The 17,155-nt window shown below is 41.3% G+C and carries 10 protein-coding genes; 9 read left to right on the top strand and 1 reads right to left on the bottom strand.

Going from position 1 to position 17,155, the window contains the following annotated elements:
- Window positions 1-6: 6 nt before the first annotated feature.
- From RMY16_RS04160 to RMY16_RS04200, 9 genes are all read left to right on the top strand, one after another.
- Window positions 7-1,488 carry an amidohydrolase family protein gene (locus tag RMY16_RS04160; RefSeq protein WP_322735299.1) on the top strand — a complete coding sequence of 494 codons (1,482 nt, stop codon included), beginning with the start codon at window positions 7-9 and terminating at the stop codon, window positions 1,486-1,488.
- Window positions 1,489-1,685: 197 nt separating this feature from the next.
- Window positions 1,686-2,867: an acyl-CoA dehydrogenase family protein gene (locus RMY16_RS04165; RefSeq protein WP_322735300.1), complete on the top strand. Its 1,182-nt coding sequence runs from the start codon at window positions 1,686-1,688 to the stop codon at window positions 2,865-2,867.
- 83 nt (window positions 2,868-2,950) lie between these two features.
- Complete coding sequence (locus RMY16_RS04170; protein ID WP_322662398.1) at window positions 2,951-3,772, top strand: class I SAM-dependent methyltransferase; 822 nt, start codon at window positions 2,951-2,953, stop codon at window positions 3,770-3,772.
- Window positions 3,773-4,232: 460 nt separating this feature from the next.
- Window positions 4,233-5,261, top strand: a complete 1,029-nt coding sequence (locus tag RMY16_RS04175; protein WP_322735301.1) for an aliphatic sulfonate ABC transporter substrate-binding protein — start codon at window positions 4,233-4,235, stop codon at window positions 5,259-5,261.
- 344 nt (window positions 5,262-5,605) lie between these two features.
- Window positions 5,606-6,712 (top strand): aliphatic sulfonate ABC transporter substrate-binding protein, encoded by a 1,107-nt coding sequence (locus RMY16_RS04180; RefSeq protein ID WP_322735302.1) that lies wholly within the window; start codon window positions 5,606-5,608, stop codon window positions 6,710-6,712.
- A gap of 37 nt (window positions 6,713-6,749) precedes the next feature.
- A complete protein-coding gene (locus RMY16_RS04185) occupies window positions 6,750-7,613 on the top strand; it encodes a TauD/TfdA family dioxygenase (protein ID WP_322735303.1) in 864 nt (287 codons plus the stop codon).
- A gap of 290 nt (window positions 7,614-7,903) precedes the next feature.
- Entirely contained in the window at window positions 7,904-9,094 is a 1,191-nt protein-coding gene (locus RMY16_RS04190) for an aliphatic sulfonate ABC transporter substrate-binding protein (protein ID WP_322735304.1), read from the top strand.
- A gap of 240 nt (window positions 9,095-9,334) precedes the next feature.
- Window positions 9,335-10,423: a sulfonate ABC transporter substrate-binding protein gene (locus RMY16_RS04195; RefSeq protein WP_322735305.1), complete on the top strand. Its 1,089-nt coding sequence runs from the start codon at window positions 9,335-9,337 to the stop codon at window positions 10,421-10,423.
- A 321-nt stretch (window positions 10,424-10,744) separates the two neighbouring features.
- Window positions 10,745-11,782, top strand: coding sequence for an aliphatic sulfonate ABC transporter substrate-binding protein (locus RMY16_RS04200; protein ID WP_322735306.1), 1,038 nt, complete (start codon window positions 10,745-10,747; stop codon window positions 11,780-11,782).
- A gap of 243 nt (window positions 11,783-12,025) precedes the next feature.
- Here RMY16_RS04200 and RMY16_RS04205 read toward each other — a convergent pair whose 3' ends face one another.
- Complete coding sequence (locus RMY16_RS04205; RefSeq protein WP_322735307.1) at window positions 12,026-16,798, bottom strand: PAS domain S-box protein; 4,773 nt, start codon at window positions 16,796-16,798, stop codon at window positions 12,026-12,028.
- Window positions 16,799-17,155 lie beyond the last annotated feature (357 nt).

The following is a 17,155-nucleotide window of genomic DNA, read 5'->3' on the forward strand; positions in this document are numbered from 1 at the left end:
ACTATCATGACGATCGCTTTAGACCGCCCACAAAAAACTAGGTCTGCTCAAATTCGGGAAAAACTTGGTTATCCGATCATTGACACTGATGTACATACTCAAGAATTTGAACCAGCAGTCTTGGATTATTTAGAGCAAGTTGGTGGAACTGAAATTGTCGAACGTTTCAAAGAAAATTTACCAGGAGCTTCCCGCTTTAAGTGGTACAAGCAAAGTTGGGAAGAACGTTTTGCTTATCGCACTAATCGCCCTAACTGGTGGGGTCGTCCGACCAAAAATACTTTGAATTTGGCTACCATTAGCTTGCCCAAGTTGTTGCACGAACGCTTGCAAGAAGCAGGTACAGACTTTGCCGTTGTGTATCCCAACTTGGCAACAATGGCCCCGAATATCGGCAATGAAGAAATGCGACGGGCTGTTTGTCGGGCAGTTAACACCTACCATGCAGATATTTTCCGTCCTTATAGCGATCGCTTAACACCCATCGCCGCCATCCCACTGCACACTCCCGAAGAAGGGATTGAAGAGTTGGAATATGCGGTAAATGTTCTGGGACTCAAAGCAATTCAAATTCCTGGTTATGTCCGTCGTCCAATTCCTGCCTTTGAGAAGTATGGCAAAGAAGTCGCTAACGAAGTGGTTTGGATTGATAACTTTGGCTTAGATAGCCAGTATGATTACGATCCATTCTGGGCTAAGTGTGTAGAACTAAAAGTTGTACCCACAACTCACGCTTCTAGCCAAGGTTGGACAACTCAGCGTTCTGTCACCAACGCTCAGTACAATCACATTAATCACTTTGCCTTTGCAGCCGAAGCATTATGCAAATCGCTGTTCTTTGGTGGAGTTACCCGCCGCTTCCCGCAATTAAAGTTTGCCTTCTTAGAAGGTGGTTCAGCTTGGGGTGCTAGTCTATACGCTGATATTATTTGGCATTGGGAAACCCGTAACAAACAACATTTGTTGTCAAATAATAATCCTGCGATTATCGACAAGGAAGCACTAGTAGAGTTGTATACTCGTTACGGTGGCGAACTTGTAGATAGACGCTTAGATAAAATTGGTGATGGTTTAGGATTCCACCATCAACTATTGGCTCCAGAAGATCCAGGCGAACTCGACGAATTTGAACTAGCAGGAATAGAGAAGCCAGAAGACGTGCGCGATCGCTTCTTGAATCATTTCTACTTCGGTACAGAATCAGACGATACCCGTGTAAGCCAAGCTTTTAATCGTGCAGCTAATCCCTTTGGGGACAGAGTTAAAGCCTTCTTAGGTTCAGATTCCGGTCACTGGGATGTGCCAGATATCACCGCCGTTACTGCCAACGCTTACTCAATGGCAGAACGCGAAATCATTACCGAAGAAGACCTCCGCTACTTCCTCTCAATCCATCCTTTAGAGTTGTACACCAGTCTCAATCAAGACTTCTTCAAAGGTACAGGTGTTGAGAAAGCCGCAAACGAATATCTGGCTGCTAAAAAATAACTGTCATTGGTCATTAGTCATTAGTCATTGGTCATTTGCAAAGGACTAGTGACAAAGGACAAAGGACAATTACAACGTTCCATGTTCCATTTCCTCTGTTCACTTGTAGCGTGGGCCTTGCCCACTCTACATTTCTCTTCTAAATTCTGTGTCTGATTGCTGCCTACTGCCGAAACAATACCAAGGATGATTTGATTATGGTGCTAGATATTACAAAACCGAAGGATTACATTGACCTAGCAGCTTCTCTATCCAAGGAACTTGCTCAATCCGCAGTTGAACGCGATGCCAAAGCTGGAGTTCCAGAAGAGGAAATTAATAAACTGCGTGAAAGTGGTTTGTTGTCACTGATTGTACCTAAGCAATATGGTGGAATTGGTGCAACTTGGATTGATGCTTTAAAAATTGTCAGAAAACTGTCAAAAGCAGATGGTTCAATTGGTCAGTTATATGGGAATCACCTAAATTTAACGGCTTTGGGTCACGTTTCTGGTACACCAGCCCAAAAGGAAAAATACTATAGAGAAACTGCTAAGAATAACTTATTTTGGGCAAATGCAATTAATACAAAGGATACTAGGCTGAAAATTAACCCAGAAGGCGAGAATTTTCGGGTTAATGGTGTTAAAAGTTTTGGTACAGGTATTTCCGTTGCAGATTATCGGGTATTCTCTGCTTTAGAAGATGGTGTAGAATTGCCTTTCATATTCATAATTCCCAAAGACAGAGAAGGGTTAGTTTCTAATCAAGATTGGGATAATATTGGGCAACGTCGCACTGATAGCGGCAGTTATACATTTAACAATGTCTTAGTAGAAAAAGATGAGATTTTGGGGCCACCAAATCCCCATGATAGTGCCTTCTCAACTTTTCTTGGGATTATTGCCCAGCTAACAAAAACCAACGTTTATCTAGGAATTACTAAAGGAGCCTTTGCAGCTGCTCGTGAATATACTAAAACTACTACTCAACCGTGGATTACCTCAGGAGTAGATAGTGCAACTCAAGACCCATATATTCTGCATCATTACGGAGACTTTTGGGTTGAAATTCAAGCTGCGATCGCTCTAGCTGACCAAGCAGCCGAGAAGGTGCAAGCAGCATGGGACAAAGATGTAGAACTGACTCATCAAGAAAGGGGAGAAGTTGCGATCGCAGTTTCCGCATCTAAGGCATTAGCGACCCGTGTAGGTATAGATATTACCAACCGCATCTTTGAAGTTACAGGAACACGCGCCACAGCAACCAAATATGGATTTGACCGTTACTGGCGGGATTTGCGAACCTTTACCCTGCACGATCCTGTGGATTACAAATTGCGTGCGATCGGTGATTGGGTACTTAACGAGCAGCTACCGATTATCACCCAATATTCTTAGGGCATTGGTTATTTCTCTCTTCACCTTTATCCCCAAAGACGCGATGAATCGCGTCTCTACAAAATCTAAAATCCAAAATTGATATGACTCAACTCAAAACACTTCCTACCTACGACCCAAGTTTATTTGAAGGAGCTGCTGAAGGCTACGCTCAATATAGAACCAAATACCCACCGATTGTATTCGACAAACTAGCCGAAATATTTAATCTCAATGGTCAAGGACGACTCCTTGATTTGGGTACTGGCCCAGGGTTAATTTCCATTCCTCTGCGAACCAAATTTGAGGAAGTTGTGGCGATCGATCCCGATCCAGAAATGATTGCAGAAGCTAAACGGCAAGCAGCAGCAGTCGGAGCAAATAATATTACTTGGTTAGAACAAGGAGCAGAGTTAATCGACTCTAGTTTAGGGAAATTTAAGTTAACCACTATTGGTAGAGCCTTCCACTGGATGGAACGCGAACTAGTGCTTGAACGCCTTTATGAATTGCTAACTGATGATGGTGGACTAGCACTGCTTCAGACTGGTGATAACCCTTGGGAAAGCAATTTACCTTGGAAACAAGCTGCTGTTGGAGTAGTGAAAAAATGGTTAGGTGAAGAACGCCGGACTGGACAACGAGGACAAGGCACTCGTAAGCCAGTCGATCCTCCTCATGAAGTTGTAATTGGCAATTCGGCTTTTGCTCGTCAAGAAAACTATGAAGTGCTATTTGAAAAATCTTGGACTGTCGATAGTTATCTCGGCTACTTATACACAACAGCCTTCTCTTTGAAAATTTTCTATGGCAATAACGCCCCAGCATTTGAAAAGGATCTTAGAGAAGCGCTACTAGCAGTTGAGCCATCTGGACATTTTACAGAAGAACTCAAAGCTACAATTTTAGTCGCTTGGAAGCACTAGCAAAATTGAACATGATTGAAAAATAATTCAGAATCAAAACGCCACAAATTTAAATCTTCCACTAGCACCCTCCTGGAGTGGGGCCTTCTCACTCCACTTCCTAAATTTTTCCCTCTCAATTCTTAAATTCTCAGTTCCTCGAGTCGTTATAGGGTGGGTAATACCCACTCTCTTTTCTATTTTATAAATTCCCAAAAATTATTTTTATTTATTAAAAAAATCTTCTCCATGACACGTAAACATGATAAAAATGATTTTTATAAAAGTGGTCAAAGTATCTATAACCAAATCCATTCATACAAGCCCAATCCCCTTGTAGAGACGCGATAAATCACGTCTTAGATTTATCGCATTTTGAAAACCCAATTGTCTAATTTTTAAATCTGAATTACCAATAAAATTCAGCCCAACAAAATAAAAAATAAAAATATCCACTTACTTCGATAAATTACATTGAATCATGTTCATAAGCTACAGAAAGTCATGGTTGCCTGCGAATATAGCTCGTTATTTTTTGCTGGCGTTTACGACCTTCCTGTTAGTTACAGGCTGTAGCTCTCCAAGCACTCAAAGCAATACTCCCCAAGTTGAGCCAACTACTGCAAGCTCAAAAAAACTAGAGGTTATCAATATTGGCCATCAGAGTGGTACACCAGGTCTGAACCTACTCAAAGCTCAGGGCTATTTGGAAAAGCGCTTTGCTGCTGACGGCATTGCTATCAAGTGGATAGAATTTCGAGGCGGCCCGCCAATGATGGAAGCAATGGCTGCAAACAGTGTTGATATTGGCAACGTTGGAAATCTGCCACCAATTTTTGCTCAAGCTGGTGATAACCCCATTGTTTATGTTGCTGCAACTGGCTCCAACGCAGGCGCTCAAGCAGTTATTGTCCGTAAGGATTCACCAATCAAAACTCTTGCGGAACTCAAGGGTAAGAAAGTTGCTATCCAAAAAGGAACAGCTCTACAATATTTACTTTTAAAAGCTATAGCAAGTGCTGGATTAACTCTCAATGATATTCAACCTGTTTATTTGACTATTCCAGAAAGTCAGGTTGCTTTTGAAAGTGCCAGGGTTGATGTTTTACCTACTAGCGATCCGTTTTATGCTCGAAAAGAGCGAGAAAATGAAATACGAGTTCTAGCCAAAGGTTCTGATGTCGCTCCCCAAAGGGCCTACTATATCGCTACACGCAATTTTGCTGAAAATCACCCCGACTTAGTAAAGATAATTTTAGAAGAACAAAGAAAAGTAGAAGAATGGGCTAAAGCTAACCCCAATGAAGTTGCTAATTTGTTAGCAGCGCAAACTAGACAAGAACCGGGAGTCTGGAAATGGGCTTTAGAAAGGCGACCTATCTTAGGGGTGTTTGATATAACTGATGAATTTGTCGCTGAACAACAGCAAGTAGTTGAACTTTTCTACAGTCAAAAGCTGATTCCTAAAACTTTTCAAATCAAAGATGCAGTATGGAAACCTAAGAGTTAATTTATTACAAGAGAAATCATAATTCAGAATGCAATCAGTTGTAAATTTAGACCCAGTACTAGATTATTTTTTCGATGTATTTGATAAGGATTTTACAGGCTGTTGTAGCTGTTTACAATCAACAGCGTCGTGCAAAATTTTATTTATTTATAATAACTTTACACAATTTAAAGGCAATCATAATAATAGCTTGACGTAAATTAATACCATGATTTTATAGCTGAAAAAATATTTAATTAGTCTAATTTTCAACTATATTAATAAACAAGAGTTTTTTTGGTTATTTAGACCGCAATTAATCATAAATGTTCTGACCACCGATCAAGGAATAAATAAAACAACCCATGCCAGCTTCAAAAGGAAAGTTTGAATTCAGGAAAAACCAGAGAGCAACGCGTCGTTCGTTGTTGTTTGCTTTGGGCTACTGCTTAATGCTATCGACAGTCTTATCGAGTTGTGGCGAAGCCAAAAATAACACTCAGCAGTCATCAGCTTCCCCTGAGTCTGTAGGTGCATCTAGCACTACACAGAAGTCAACTGAGAAGCAAGTAGTACGGATTGTACGTTCAAAACAACTTTCAGCTTTAGCAGTTTTAGAAAAACAGGGTTCCTTGGAAAAGCGATTAGAGCCTCTGGGTTTTAAAGTACAGTGGGCTGAGTTTGCGGCTGGGCCACAACAGCTAGAAGCCCTAAATGCCAATGGACTGGATATCGCATCCACAGCCGAATCGCCTCCTATCTTTTCACAAGCAGCCGGAGCGCCTCTTGTTTATCTAGCTACTACACGCCCTAGTGGTAAAGCTATTTCACTTTTAGTTCCTGTAAACTCTCCTGTTAAGAGTGTTGCCGATTTGAAGGGTAAAAAAGTAGCTTTTCAGAAAGCTTCTATCGGTCACTACTTATTAGTTAAAGCGTTAGAAGATGCCGGACTAAAACTGAGCGATGTCCAATCAGTTTTTCTAGCGCCACCAGATGCAAATGCGGCATTTAGTCAGAACAAGGTGGATGCTTGGTATATTTGGGAGCCATTCGCTACCAGAAATGTACAAAAGAAAATAGCTCGTGTTTTAGCAGATGGTGGGAAGTTGCGGGATACTGGCAACTTTTATTCAACTTCACGCCAATTTTATCAGGCTCATCCTGATGTTATCAAAGTGTTTCTAGAGGAGTTAGAAAAGGCGGAAATTTGGACTAAGGATCATCCTAAAGAAGTTGCACAATTACTTGCTCCTGTAACTCAGTTAGATCCACCAACTCTAGAAATAATGCATAAGAAATATGACTATGGACTGCGACCAATCACTGATAAAACTATTACCAAGCAACAGGAAGTTGCAGACAAGTGGTACAGCTTAGGACTTATTCCTAAGAAGGTGAATGTTAAAGACGGTTTTTTGACACCTGAAGAATACGCCAAAATTACTCCTTCAGAGGTTCTAGCGAATAAGTAGTTATCCCCAAGAAGAAACTAAAATCCAGGAGAATATTATGCCTACCTCGACTTTGACAAAGGTTAAAATTAGGTCTATTGATGCCCCTTTGGGAGCTATAGTTACCGATCTGGATGCCAGTCAACCGATCGCACCTGAAGTCATATTACAACTTAAGGAAGCTCTGCGCGATCGCCACATCTTGATCTTCAAACACCAAAAGCTCTCCGATGAACAACTTTTGAACTTTTCTTTATACTTTGGCGCACTCTTTGTACCATCTGATGAAACTCCAGTATTGGCTTCTAAACCAGGAGAAACTCCGGTAGTGATTCCGATTTCCAATGTCGATGGTGGCTATACCGGTACTGGAGAACTCACTTTCCATTCCGATCACAAATGGACTCCTACCCCGTCTAGTGGTTCGCTTCTTTATGCTTTGGAAATACCAACTCATGGTGGAGATACTTATTGGTTAAACACCAATTTAGCCTATGAGGCATTAGATGAAGCCACCAAAGAACGGATTGCAGATTTACAGTTGATTACCTACAACCCATTTTTGCGAGATCGGAATGCACCCCGCTCTTTGTATCGTTTGGACAAAACTATTCCTTTAATCAGTCCCATCTTTCCCCATCCTTTAGTTAGAACTCATCCAGAGAGTGGTAAAAAGCATCTTTACTTAGATGCTGCCACAGAAGTGGAAATTGTCGGGTTAGAGCCGGAAGAAGGATCTAAACTGATTGAACAGTTAAGACAACATCTAACTCAACCCAAGTTCTACTACGAACACAAATGGTCTGTAGGTGATATTGTCTACTGGGATAATCAAGCTACCTTACATTACCGTCAAGCATTCAATCCAAATGAGCGACGAGTATTAAAGCGGGTTAGCCTTGCAGGTAGTCGTCCCTTTTAGAATTTATAGCTCAGAAGATTAAGCTAATGGGCATTTGATTCTATATATTTTTAAGGCAGTCAAGAGTCAAGAGTTATTCTAGATTTTTGACTGATTAAACTTGTCTAAATATCACAGTATATGCTTATACATATAAATCGTAAAAACCTTACTTTTTTATTTAAAACAAGTGTTTATGAATACTTTATTTCAAAACTAACTTTGATAATATCTAAACTGAAATTGAGAGTTATTAGCACTCGTTAAAACCGCTAAAACGGCAATTATTAAATTTAAATAGAAAAAGTATTATGGCACTTTTCAAACTTTTGCAAAGTCTCAATTTGCCTATCAATAAGCCGCAACAATCAAAAACAAGCAAGACAAAGACGGTGCGTGAGTATAGCTTAAATACTAAATCTATAGAAGCAAAATATAAAATTGAGCATAAACCTATATCTTTACTGATAGCTGCTTGCTCCCTCACAATACCAATAAGCATAGTTGGTTGCAGCCAAGAAACTAAAACTACTCAAAACGAAGCATCCGCAATTAGTACACAATCTCAAAATAAAACAGTTTCTAATACTCCACAAAAGCAAGAACTACGAGTTGTTTATTCTAAGCTTGGTTCTCTTGCAGTGATGAGAAAGCAAGGAACTCTAGAAAAAAGTTTGGCAGCAAAAAATTTTACTGTCAAGTGGCTAGAGTTTGCTGCTGGCCCACAAGCTTTAGAAGCGTTAAATGCTGGTTCCCTTGACATTGCAGCTACAGCTGAATCACCACCTATATTTGCTCAAGCCGCAGGTACACCTCTTGTGTATATTGCAACAACTCGATTTAATGGTAGAGCAGTTTCTTTTTTAGTACCAAAAAACTCTCCAATTAAAAGTGTTGCTGACTTTAAGGGCAAAAAAATCTCCTTTCAAAAAGCCTCTATTGCCCATTATGTCTTACTAAAAGCGTTACAGAAAGAGGGACTAAAACTGAGTGATGTAAAATCTCTGTTTCTGCCACCTCCAGATGCAAATGTAGCTTTTAGTCAGGGAGGAATTGATGTTTGGGTAATTTGGGAACCTTACATTACTAGAAATGTCCAAGCAAATCTTGGTCGTGTATTAATAGATGGACAAGGACTTCAAGATATTGGTAGCTTTTATACTACCTCACGGAAATTTGCCAAAGAGCATCCTGAGATTCTCAAAGTTTTTCTAGAGGAGTTTATCAAAGCTGAAGATTGGTCGCAGAAAAATATTGATAAGTTAGCAGAACTTGAGACTGGTGAAGTTGGTATTGATGTACCTACTCTCAAAACAATTCATAGTAAAGCAGTATATGGTCTGTTACCTATCACCGATAAAGTTGTTAACAAACAACAACAAATAGCTGATTTATGGTATGCACAAGGACTTTTACCAAAAAAGGTTAATGTCAAAGATGGAGTACTGACTCCAGAAGAATATGCAGCATTCACACCTGATTCAATTAAATCTAATAAGTAATTGAAGAAGAAGTCAGGAGTCAGAATCAAGATGCTCTCTACGAGAGGCTGCGCGTAGTTTGCTTCTGCCTGCGAGTACGCATACTTGTTAATGTTGGGCTATCCACCAATATTACAGGATTCAGAATTACTCTTGGCTCCTATTTCGATAATTAGAATCAATTTTAAAAAACTGGAAAATTTAAGTTGTTAGCTGATGTTTTTATATCAGTAGTTAACTACAAACTGAGGTGCAAAAAAAATGTTTAATAATTTCGTGAAAACTCAGACAACAGTAATCAGTAAGATAGCATTATTTGTAATTCCTGGTTTTGTGGCTTTATCTACTACTTTAATAAGTTGTACATCAACTGTATCTAACACAAATACAGGAAGTGATCCGAAAGCAGAGCCAGCAGGGGCTAAGACTATAACTTTTAAAACAAGGGTACTGCGAATAGGGTATCAAAGTTCTGGTGATTTAGTTAGAGTCAGAGGAGTTTTAGAAAAACGTTTGGAGCCTTTGGGCTTGAAAGTCGAGTGGTCACAATTTGCTCAAGGGCCACAACTTATGGAAGCAATGAATGTGGGCAAAATTGACATTGGCTCAGTTGGAGAAACTCCTCCGATCTTTGCTCAAGCTGCGGGTGCAAGAATTATCTATTTGGCTGGGAGAAGACTTGGCCCTAATTCTGGTAAAGGTAGTGCGATCGCAGTTCCGAAAGATTCTCCAATGAAAAAGTTAGCTGATATCAAAGGTCAAAAAGTAGTCTTTCAAAAAGGTTCTGCTTCTCACTATTTTATCATCCAAGCCTTAAAAGAAGTAGGTTTAAAATATAGTGATATTCAAGTTTTAAGTATGCCTAATGTCGAAGCTCGTGGTGCATTTATTCAGGGCACTATTCCAGTTTGGGTAACTGGCGATCCTCATTTAGCTTTGGTAGAAAAACTCCACGGTGCGCGTGTGTTGAGAGATGCAACAAATATCGGTACTCCAGGCGGATACTATGTAGGAACACGAGAATTTGCTAAGGAAAATCCCGAATTAGTTCGGATCATTTTAGAAGAAATTGATAAAAATGGTCAATGGGCAGAAGCGAATCGTAAAGAAGTAGCTAAACTCATAGCGCCTGTACTCAAAATCGATTTACCCATTCAGGAAGTAATTTCTAGCCGTGCTACTTATCGCTTAAGAGGAATTACTCCCGAACTAATGCAAGCACAGCAAAGTGTTGCTGATTTGTTCTATAACGAAAAAATATTACCAAAAAAAATTGATGTTAAAGAAGCATTACTCACGCCTCAAGAATATGCAGCTATTACTCCGCCAACACTGATAAGTGAAAAGTAGAGAATAATTCAGATATGAAGTTTGTTTTTTTAAACAAACTGAAATACCAATTTATTAGATGAAAAAGGAGATTTGTTAAATTAGCATAATCTCAAATTTTCATTATGAATTGGTGTTTTAGGAGGTTTAAATTATAACTTCCGATGAGCTTACTTGCTTTTGAAAGTAAGACCTACAGGGAGCATCCAGTTTTGGCAAATAGACTTTTTTAGACAACCTATATAGCAGGGTTTCTGCTATCAAACAATTATGTTCTTACCAAAAGTGGATGCACCTGACCTACAACGTAAAAGTTAAAATTTACAAGGAAAATCACAACTAATGAACAAGTCATTTCAACCACAACGCCGTACAGTCTTAAAGCGTGTTGTCCAATATTCTGCATTGGGACTGTTTACTTTATTATCTCCCTTGGCTGGTAGCCTTATGCAAACCACTCAAGCGGTGCCAGCTAAAGTAATTAACTTGGCTTATCAAAGTTCTGGCGATCTTGTCAAGTCCAAAAAAGCTGTTGAGCCACGTTTAAAAACATTGGGTGTAACTGTGAATTGGGTTGGGCCATTTGCAGCAGGGCCGCAATTGATAAAAGCGTTGAATGAAGGTAAGGTGGATATCGGTAATGTGGGAGAGACACCTCCAATATTTGACCAAGCTGCACGCCCAGGTATCATCCCTGAAGTTGTCTATCTTACTGGACGCACGCCCAGCGATGGTACGAACCAAGGTATTGTGGTGAAAGCTAATTCTCCCATTAAGAAAGTAGCGGATCTTAAAGGGAAGAAAATTGCTTTTCAAGTAGGTTCTAATGCACAGTATTTACTAGCAAAAGCTTTGAAAGAGGTAGGGTTAAAAATTAGCGATATTCAAATCGTTGCTTTGACTCCACCTGAAGCCCGAGACGCCTTTATTCAAGGCAATGCTGACGCATGGGTGGGTGGCGATCCCCTTTTAGCTACTGTGGAAAGTACTACCCCGATTCGGAATCTGAGAAATGCAGCAGGAATTAACACTCTTGGTGGATTTTATATTGGCAGGCGTGCATTTGTCACCCAAAATCCACAATTGGTGCGAGTATTTTTAGAAGAAGCACAGAAAGTAGGAGAACAGGCTGAAAAAAACCCAAGCGATTACGCCAAAATTTTAGTTGATGAACAGAAATTAACTCCAGCAGTTGCACTAAAGGTGGCAAAGCGTCGTACTTATAAATTGAGAAAAATTACACCTGCGATCATTGCCGAACAGCAGCGCGTTGCTGATTTTTATTTTGATGAAAAAGTCATCTCGCGTAAGATTGATATCAAACAAGGGATTCTTTCTGAGCTACAATATAAAGCGAGCATACCTGATAATATCAAGTAACGGTAAACAGGTAGAGGCAGGTTTATTCAGCTATTAACTTAGCTAGCTATTACACTGTAGCGGAAGTTTGCCTAACTTCAACAAGGGGCTTAACAAGTTGCTCAACTAACTTGTTAAGCCTATTGTCTGATTAAGTAAAAACCCAAGAAGAAACAAGCGATCGCAAATATTCTTACAGATATGATTTAAAACTGACAATTAGTTTTAACTGTATCAAGTAATGGTGAACAGATAGAGGCAGGTTTATTCAGCGATTAAGTTAGCGATCGCATCTACTAACTCGCTTGGCTCTACTGGTTTGGCAATATGCTTGTTAAATCCGGCTCTTAGTACCTGTTGGGCGTTCATTTCTCCAGCATAGGCGGTAAGTGCGATCGCGCGAATTTTTCCTCCCTGTTCTGCTGGCAGTGTTCTCAACTGTCGCATGAACATACATCCATCAACTTCTGGCATTCCAATATCACTTAAAAGTATATCTGGCAAGGATTGGGCTAAAGTGGCTAAGGCTTCATTGGCTGATGTTACTGCTGTCACATTTGCCCCATACTGCTCTAGTAAGAAGACAATAAATTCTCGCGTATCTGTATCATCATCCACTACTAAAATTTTGACCCCATTCAAATTTGAAGATGGCTCAGAATTGCTACTATCTTGTTTAATCTCTAATTGATTTTGAATTAACGGTAATCTTACAGTAAAAGTTGCCCCCCGATCTTCGCCCTCACTTTCTACTTGCACTGTCCCACCATGCAGTTCGACTAAGTGACGGACGATCGCTAATCCTAACCCCAACCCACCAAATTTTCTGGTGGTGCTACTGTTCTCTTGGCGAAAATATTCAAACACGTAAGGCAGAAAATTGGGGTCGATACCTTTGCCTGTGTCGCTGACTTGAATTAGTGCTGAGTTGGAATTTGATTTAGGACATGATGATAGTCGAATATCAACCCGTCCACCCGCAGGTGTAAATTTAACAGCATTTGAGAGCAGGTTCCAAACGATTTGCTGCAATCGGTTGGAGTCTCCCAAAACTTGTCCCAAATTTGGTTCCAGGCTGATGTGCATCTCTATTGATTTAGCTTCTGCTGATAGCCGCACAGTCTCCATTGCTGCGGAAATCACAGATGTCAGATCGACTGGGTAGATATTCAAGCTGATTTTACCTTGTAAAATTCGGGAAATATCCAGTAAGTCTTCAATCAGTTGAGCCTGTAATTTCGCATTTCGCTCAATAGTCTTCAGCGCTTGAGGAATTGTCTTTTCATCAAGCTTTTTGGTTTGGAGTAGCTTTGACCAACCTAAAATTGGGTTGAGTGGCGATCGCAATTCATGAGAAAGTACTGCCAGAAACTCGTCTTTAATCCGGTTGGCGTTTTCTGCTGCTTTCCGGGCGGTTTGCTCTGCCTCATATAAACGGGCACGTTCCATAGCTTGAGCGCACTGCTGTGCTAGCGCCAGCATAAAGGCTTGGTCATCTTGATTAAACTGCTGAATTTCGGTAAAAGCTAGAGACATTCCACCTATAGCTCGTCCCTCGATGAGCAATGGAATCGAAATCCAAGCGCCGTAGTTGGACTGAGCATATTCCTTGGCAAGATTTGAGTAACGAGCAATCCTTGTTTCGGTTGGCTCTTGCCAAATAGGCTGTTTAGTTCTTACAACTTCTGCCAGTGGCGCGGATGCATTAATCGAGAATCGACGCCATGAATCTACTATTTCTTGTTGCCCGCCAACAGTTCGGACAAGTTCTAATTCAGTGCCGCTTTGAGTCAGTAGTGCGACAAAAACAGAACTAGCTCCCAAAGCTGCTATACCTTGCTCTACAATTACTTCAACAACTTGTGTCGCAGTTAAAGATTCAGAAAGGGCAGCGGTAATTGCTTGCAGACGGGTAGTGCGAGATGCTGCGTGTAAAGCCGCCTGTTGAGATTGCTGTGCTTCTCTGTAGAGTCGGGCATTATCAACTGCGATCGCCGCTCGGCTAGCTAACTCTTCAGCTAACATCAGGCTTTTGGTATCGTAGAAACGACCTGAAGAAGATACCAAAGTCATCGCTCCCAACACCCGTCCCCGAACGATTAGCGGTACGCTCATAGCAGATGTTGGATTTAGTTCTTGCAGGACTTTGAAGTGACTGGCGTTGTGGGTTAACCCTTGCATCTGTTCATCAGAAATAAAATGAGTAATTTGTGATTTGCCTGTCCGTATTACCTTCGCAACACCTGCTGTTTGTGCCAAATCAGGCGGATAATTTTGTAACTGTTCTACCAATTCTTGTTTCTCTGGATTGGCATGGGCTGTTGCAAGCCGACGGACTAATTGATTGTCACAAATAATATCAACTAAGCACCAATCAGCGATTTCCGGCACTGCCAAACGCGCCAAACCTGCTAGGGTTATTTCGTAGTCTAATGATGCAGCCAAAATCCCACTAGCTTCAGCCAAGAAACGCTGCTCCTCTTCCACTTGTTTACGCTTAGTGATATCTCGCGAAGACGCTTGCATCTCTAAAATTTCTTGAGTTTGGCGATCGCGAATAGCTCGAATAGTTGCTTCCAACCAGATATAATGTCCGTCTTTGTGACGAGCACGGTGAGTAACGGTATAAATATCTGGTAAATCGGCATTGACTGGGTAATTCTTGGCAATTTCTGCCAAATCGTCTGGGTGAACTAACTCCTGGCTATGATGACCTACTAGTTGCTCTGGTTGATATCCCAGTACTGTGTAACAAGCTGGTGAAATGTACAGAAGAGTTCCATCTACTGTGTGGCGGGAAATGATATCAGTTGAATTCTCAGCCAGCAGCCGAAAACACGCCTCACTCTCGCGCAGTTTTGCCTCTGCCTGCTTGCGTACATTAATGTTACGGAAATAAAGTGATAACCCTGTGGCTAAAGGATAGGCGCGAACTGCAAACCATGCATCAAAGGGTGGGTAATAATCTTCAAGCTCCAGCGGCATTCCTAGAGCAACTGCGCTTTTATAAAGTTGACCAAAGCTAGTATTAGCCAGTTCTGGAAACTCTGACCACAAATTTTTTCCGAGCAGATCCTCGCAGGAACGCCCCAAAGTTCTGCTTCCCTCATGATTGAGATAGGTAAAGCGCCACTCACTATCAAAGGCAACAAAGCCGTCAGTTATGCTCTCTAAAATCTTGGTAACTTGCTCTTTGGCAGTTTCAGCCTCAACACGAGCCGCTTGCTCCCGCTCAAATAACTGTTCGCGCTCGGCTTCTGCTTGCTTGCGCTCTGTGATTTCTTGGCAGATTGCACCCACCCAAGTAATATCACTTGGTAGTTCAATCGGATAATAATTTACTGACCAGTACCGCTGCTTTCCAGGTGCGGCGGGTGTCTCTCCACTGGCCTCTTGGGCAATAGATTCTCCCGTGTCGATCGCATGGTGTAAAGCTTCCATCACCGCACGATCTACCCCAGGTAGCACTTGAGCAACGGTCTTACCGATATGCGCTGCTTGGGGAAGACCGTTAATCTCAGCTAAAGCATCATTCAACCGAACGTATCTCAATTTCTCATCCCATAGACCAATACCTACAGGGGCGTTATTAAAGAGGGTATCAAGCAGAACGTTAGCTTCAACCAAGCGAGTCTGTTCTGTTTTCAGTAGCGCCAGCAATTGTTCGCGTTCCGCCTCAGCTTGCTTGCGTTCGCTGATATCCATGCACATTCCTACCCATTCTTGAATTTCGCCTATTTCGTCAAGTATAGGCACACCGCGTATAGCCATGTCACGGTATTCCCCGTCATGCCGCAGAACGCGATATTCGGCAACTGCAACGCTACGTCCAAAAAAGGCTTGTCTCCAAATAGCAGCTACAGATGTCCGGTCATCTGGGTGTAGTGCCTCAACCCAACCCCATCCTTTGTATTCTTCAAGACTTTGCCCAGTGAACGCCTTCCAAGTCGGGATCTCGTCAACAACGTTGCCCCAAGGCCCCGCTCTCCAAACGATGGATGCGCTTGCTTCTGCCAGTGAGCGGTAGCGTGCTTCACTATGACGAAGATTTTCTTCTACTTGCTGCTGTCCATCTAAATATTGCCGCAAATCTGTAACCTCTCGAGCTTGAAGATTATCAATTAAATCTTTAACAATGGTAGAATTTTCCTCTCCAATCGAGACACCTGGAATTTCAAAAATCTGACGATATTTTTTCTCACTTTCTTGCAGTAATGATGAACTTCGCTGCTGCTCGATGAACTGACCAATTTGAGTGGCGATCGCACTCATCATTTGGAGTAAATTGGTGTCAGGTTCTAAAAGTTGAGCGCTGAAAAATTCGATCGCGCCTAAGATTTTATTACCCAGGCAAATCGGAAATCCGATGGCGGCGGCAAAAAAATTCTCGTTTTGGGCGGGTTCTGAAATCCAAACAGGTTGACCACTTGCCCAAATCCGATCGGCTAAACCTTCACTAAAAGCAATTGTCTGCTGGTTAAATGGTTCTTTCTCCAAATCAGATGAATACCAAGTACTCATGCGGTGTAGAACATTAGCTTCATCGTCTACACTCCAGATTATTCCAGCTTGCCATCCTAAACTTTCGCACAAGGATTGTAGAATAGCTGGAACCGCATTCACAAGCGTAGTTGCCTCAGAGAGGACGTGAGCGATCGCATACTGTGCACTTAGAAGCTGTTGGCTGCGTTTGCGCTCAGTAATATCTGTAATTAAGATTGATACACCACTTTCTGAGGGATAAACGCGGTTTTCCAACCAGCGATGCCATTTTGGATAGAAATACTCAAAATTTACTGTAACTTGTTCAGTAACAGCCCGGTGCAGTTGAGTGTAAAGTAAATTATTAACTGTGTCAGGAAACTCCCAAATACTCTTGCCTAAAAAATCTTCCTTATTTATGTTAGCTAATTCAGCTAGCTTGCCATTAACGTAGGTGTAGCGCCATTCACGATCCAATATGACAAAAGCATCGCTGATCTTAGCTAAGACCTGTTCAACGTCTTGGGTGATAGTTGCTGGAACTTCAGCAGTCACAGTTTCTGCTCCTCATTTTGAAAGTATTTGGCTAAAAGCACCTTACCTGGTTCTCTCATTTGGTATAGTAGCTTTTCAATTTGTTTCATAACCAGTGCCGAAGGTGGTGTCCGTCCGTTTTACCATCGGTTTATAGTTTGGAACGAAACCCCTAACATCGTTACCAGTTTTACTTGTGATAGTTTGAGGCACTACCGAGTCTCACGAACCAACTGTGCAATCCTTGGCTGTTTGATTAGATATAGCAGATGCTATAACTTTGACTCCATCTGTCTACGGCTATAGACTTTGTAAGTTGGTGATTATGTACTACATCAACTATCATGCAAGCTATTTAAGCTAGTAATAGAATTGTTT

Origin of the sequence: Nostoc sp. DedQUE12b, from assembly GCF_034530835.1 — a bacterium.
Taxonomy (GTDB): domain Bacteria; phylum Cyanobacteriota; class Cyanobacteriia; order Cyanobacteriales; family Nostocaceae; genus Nostoc.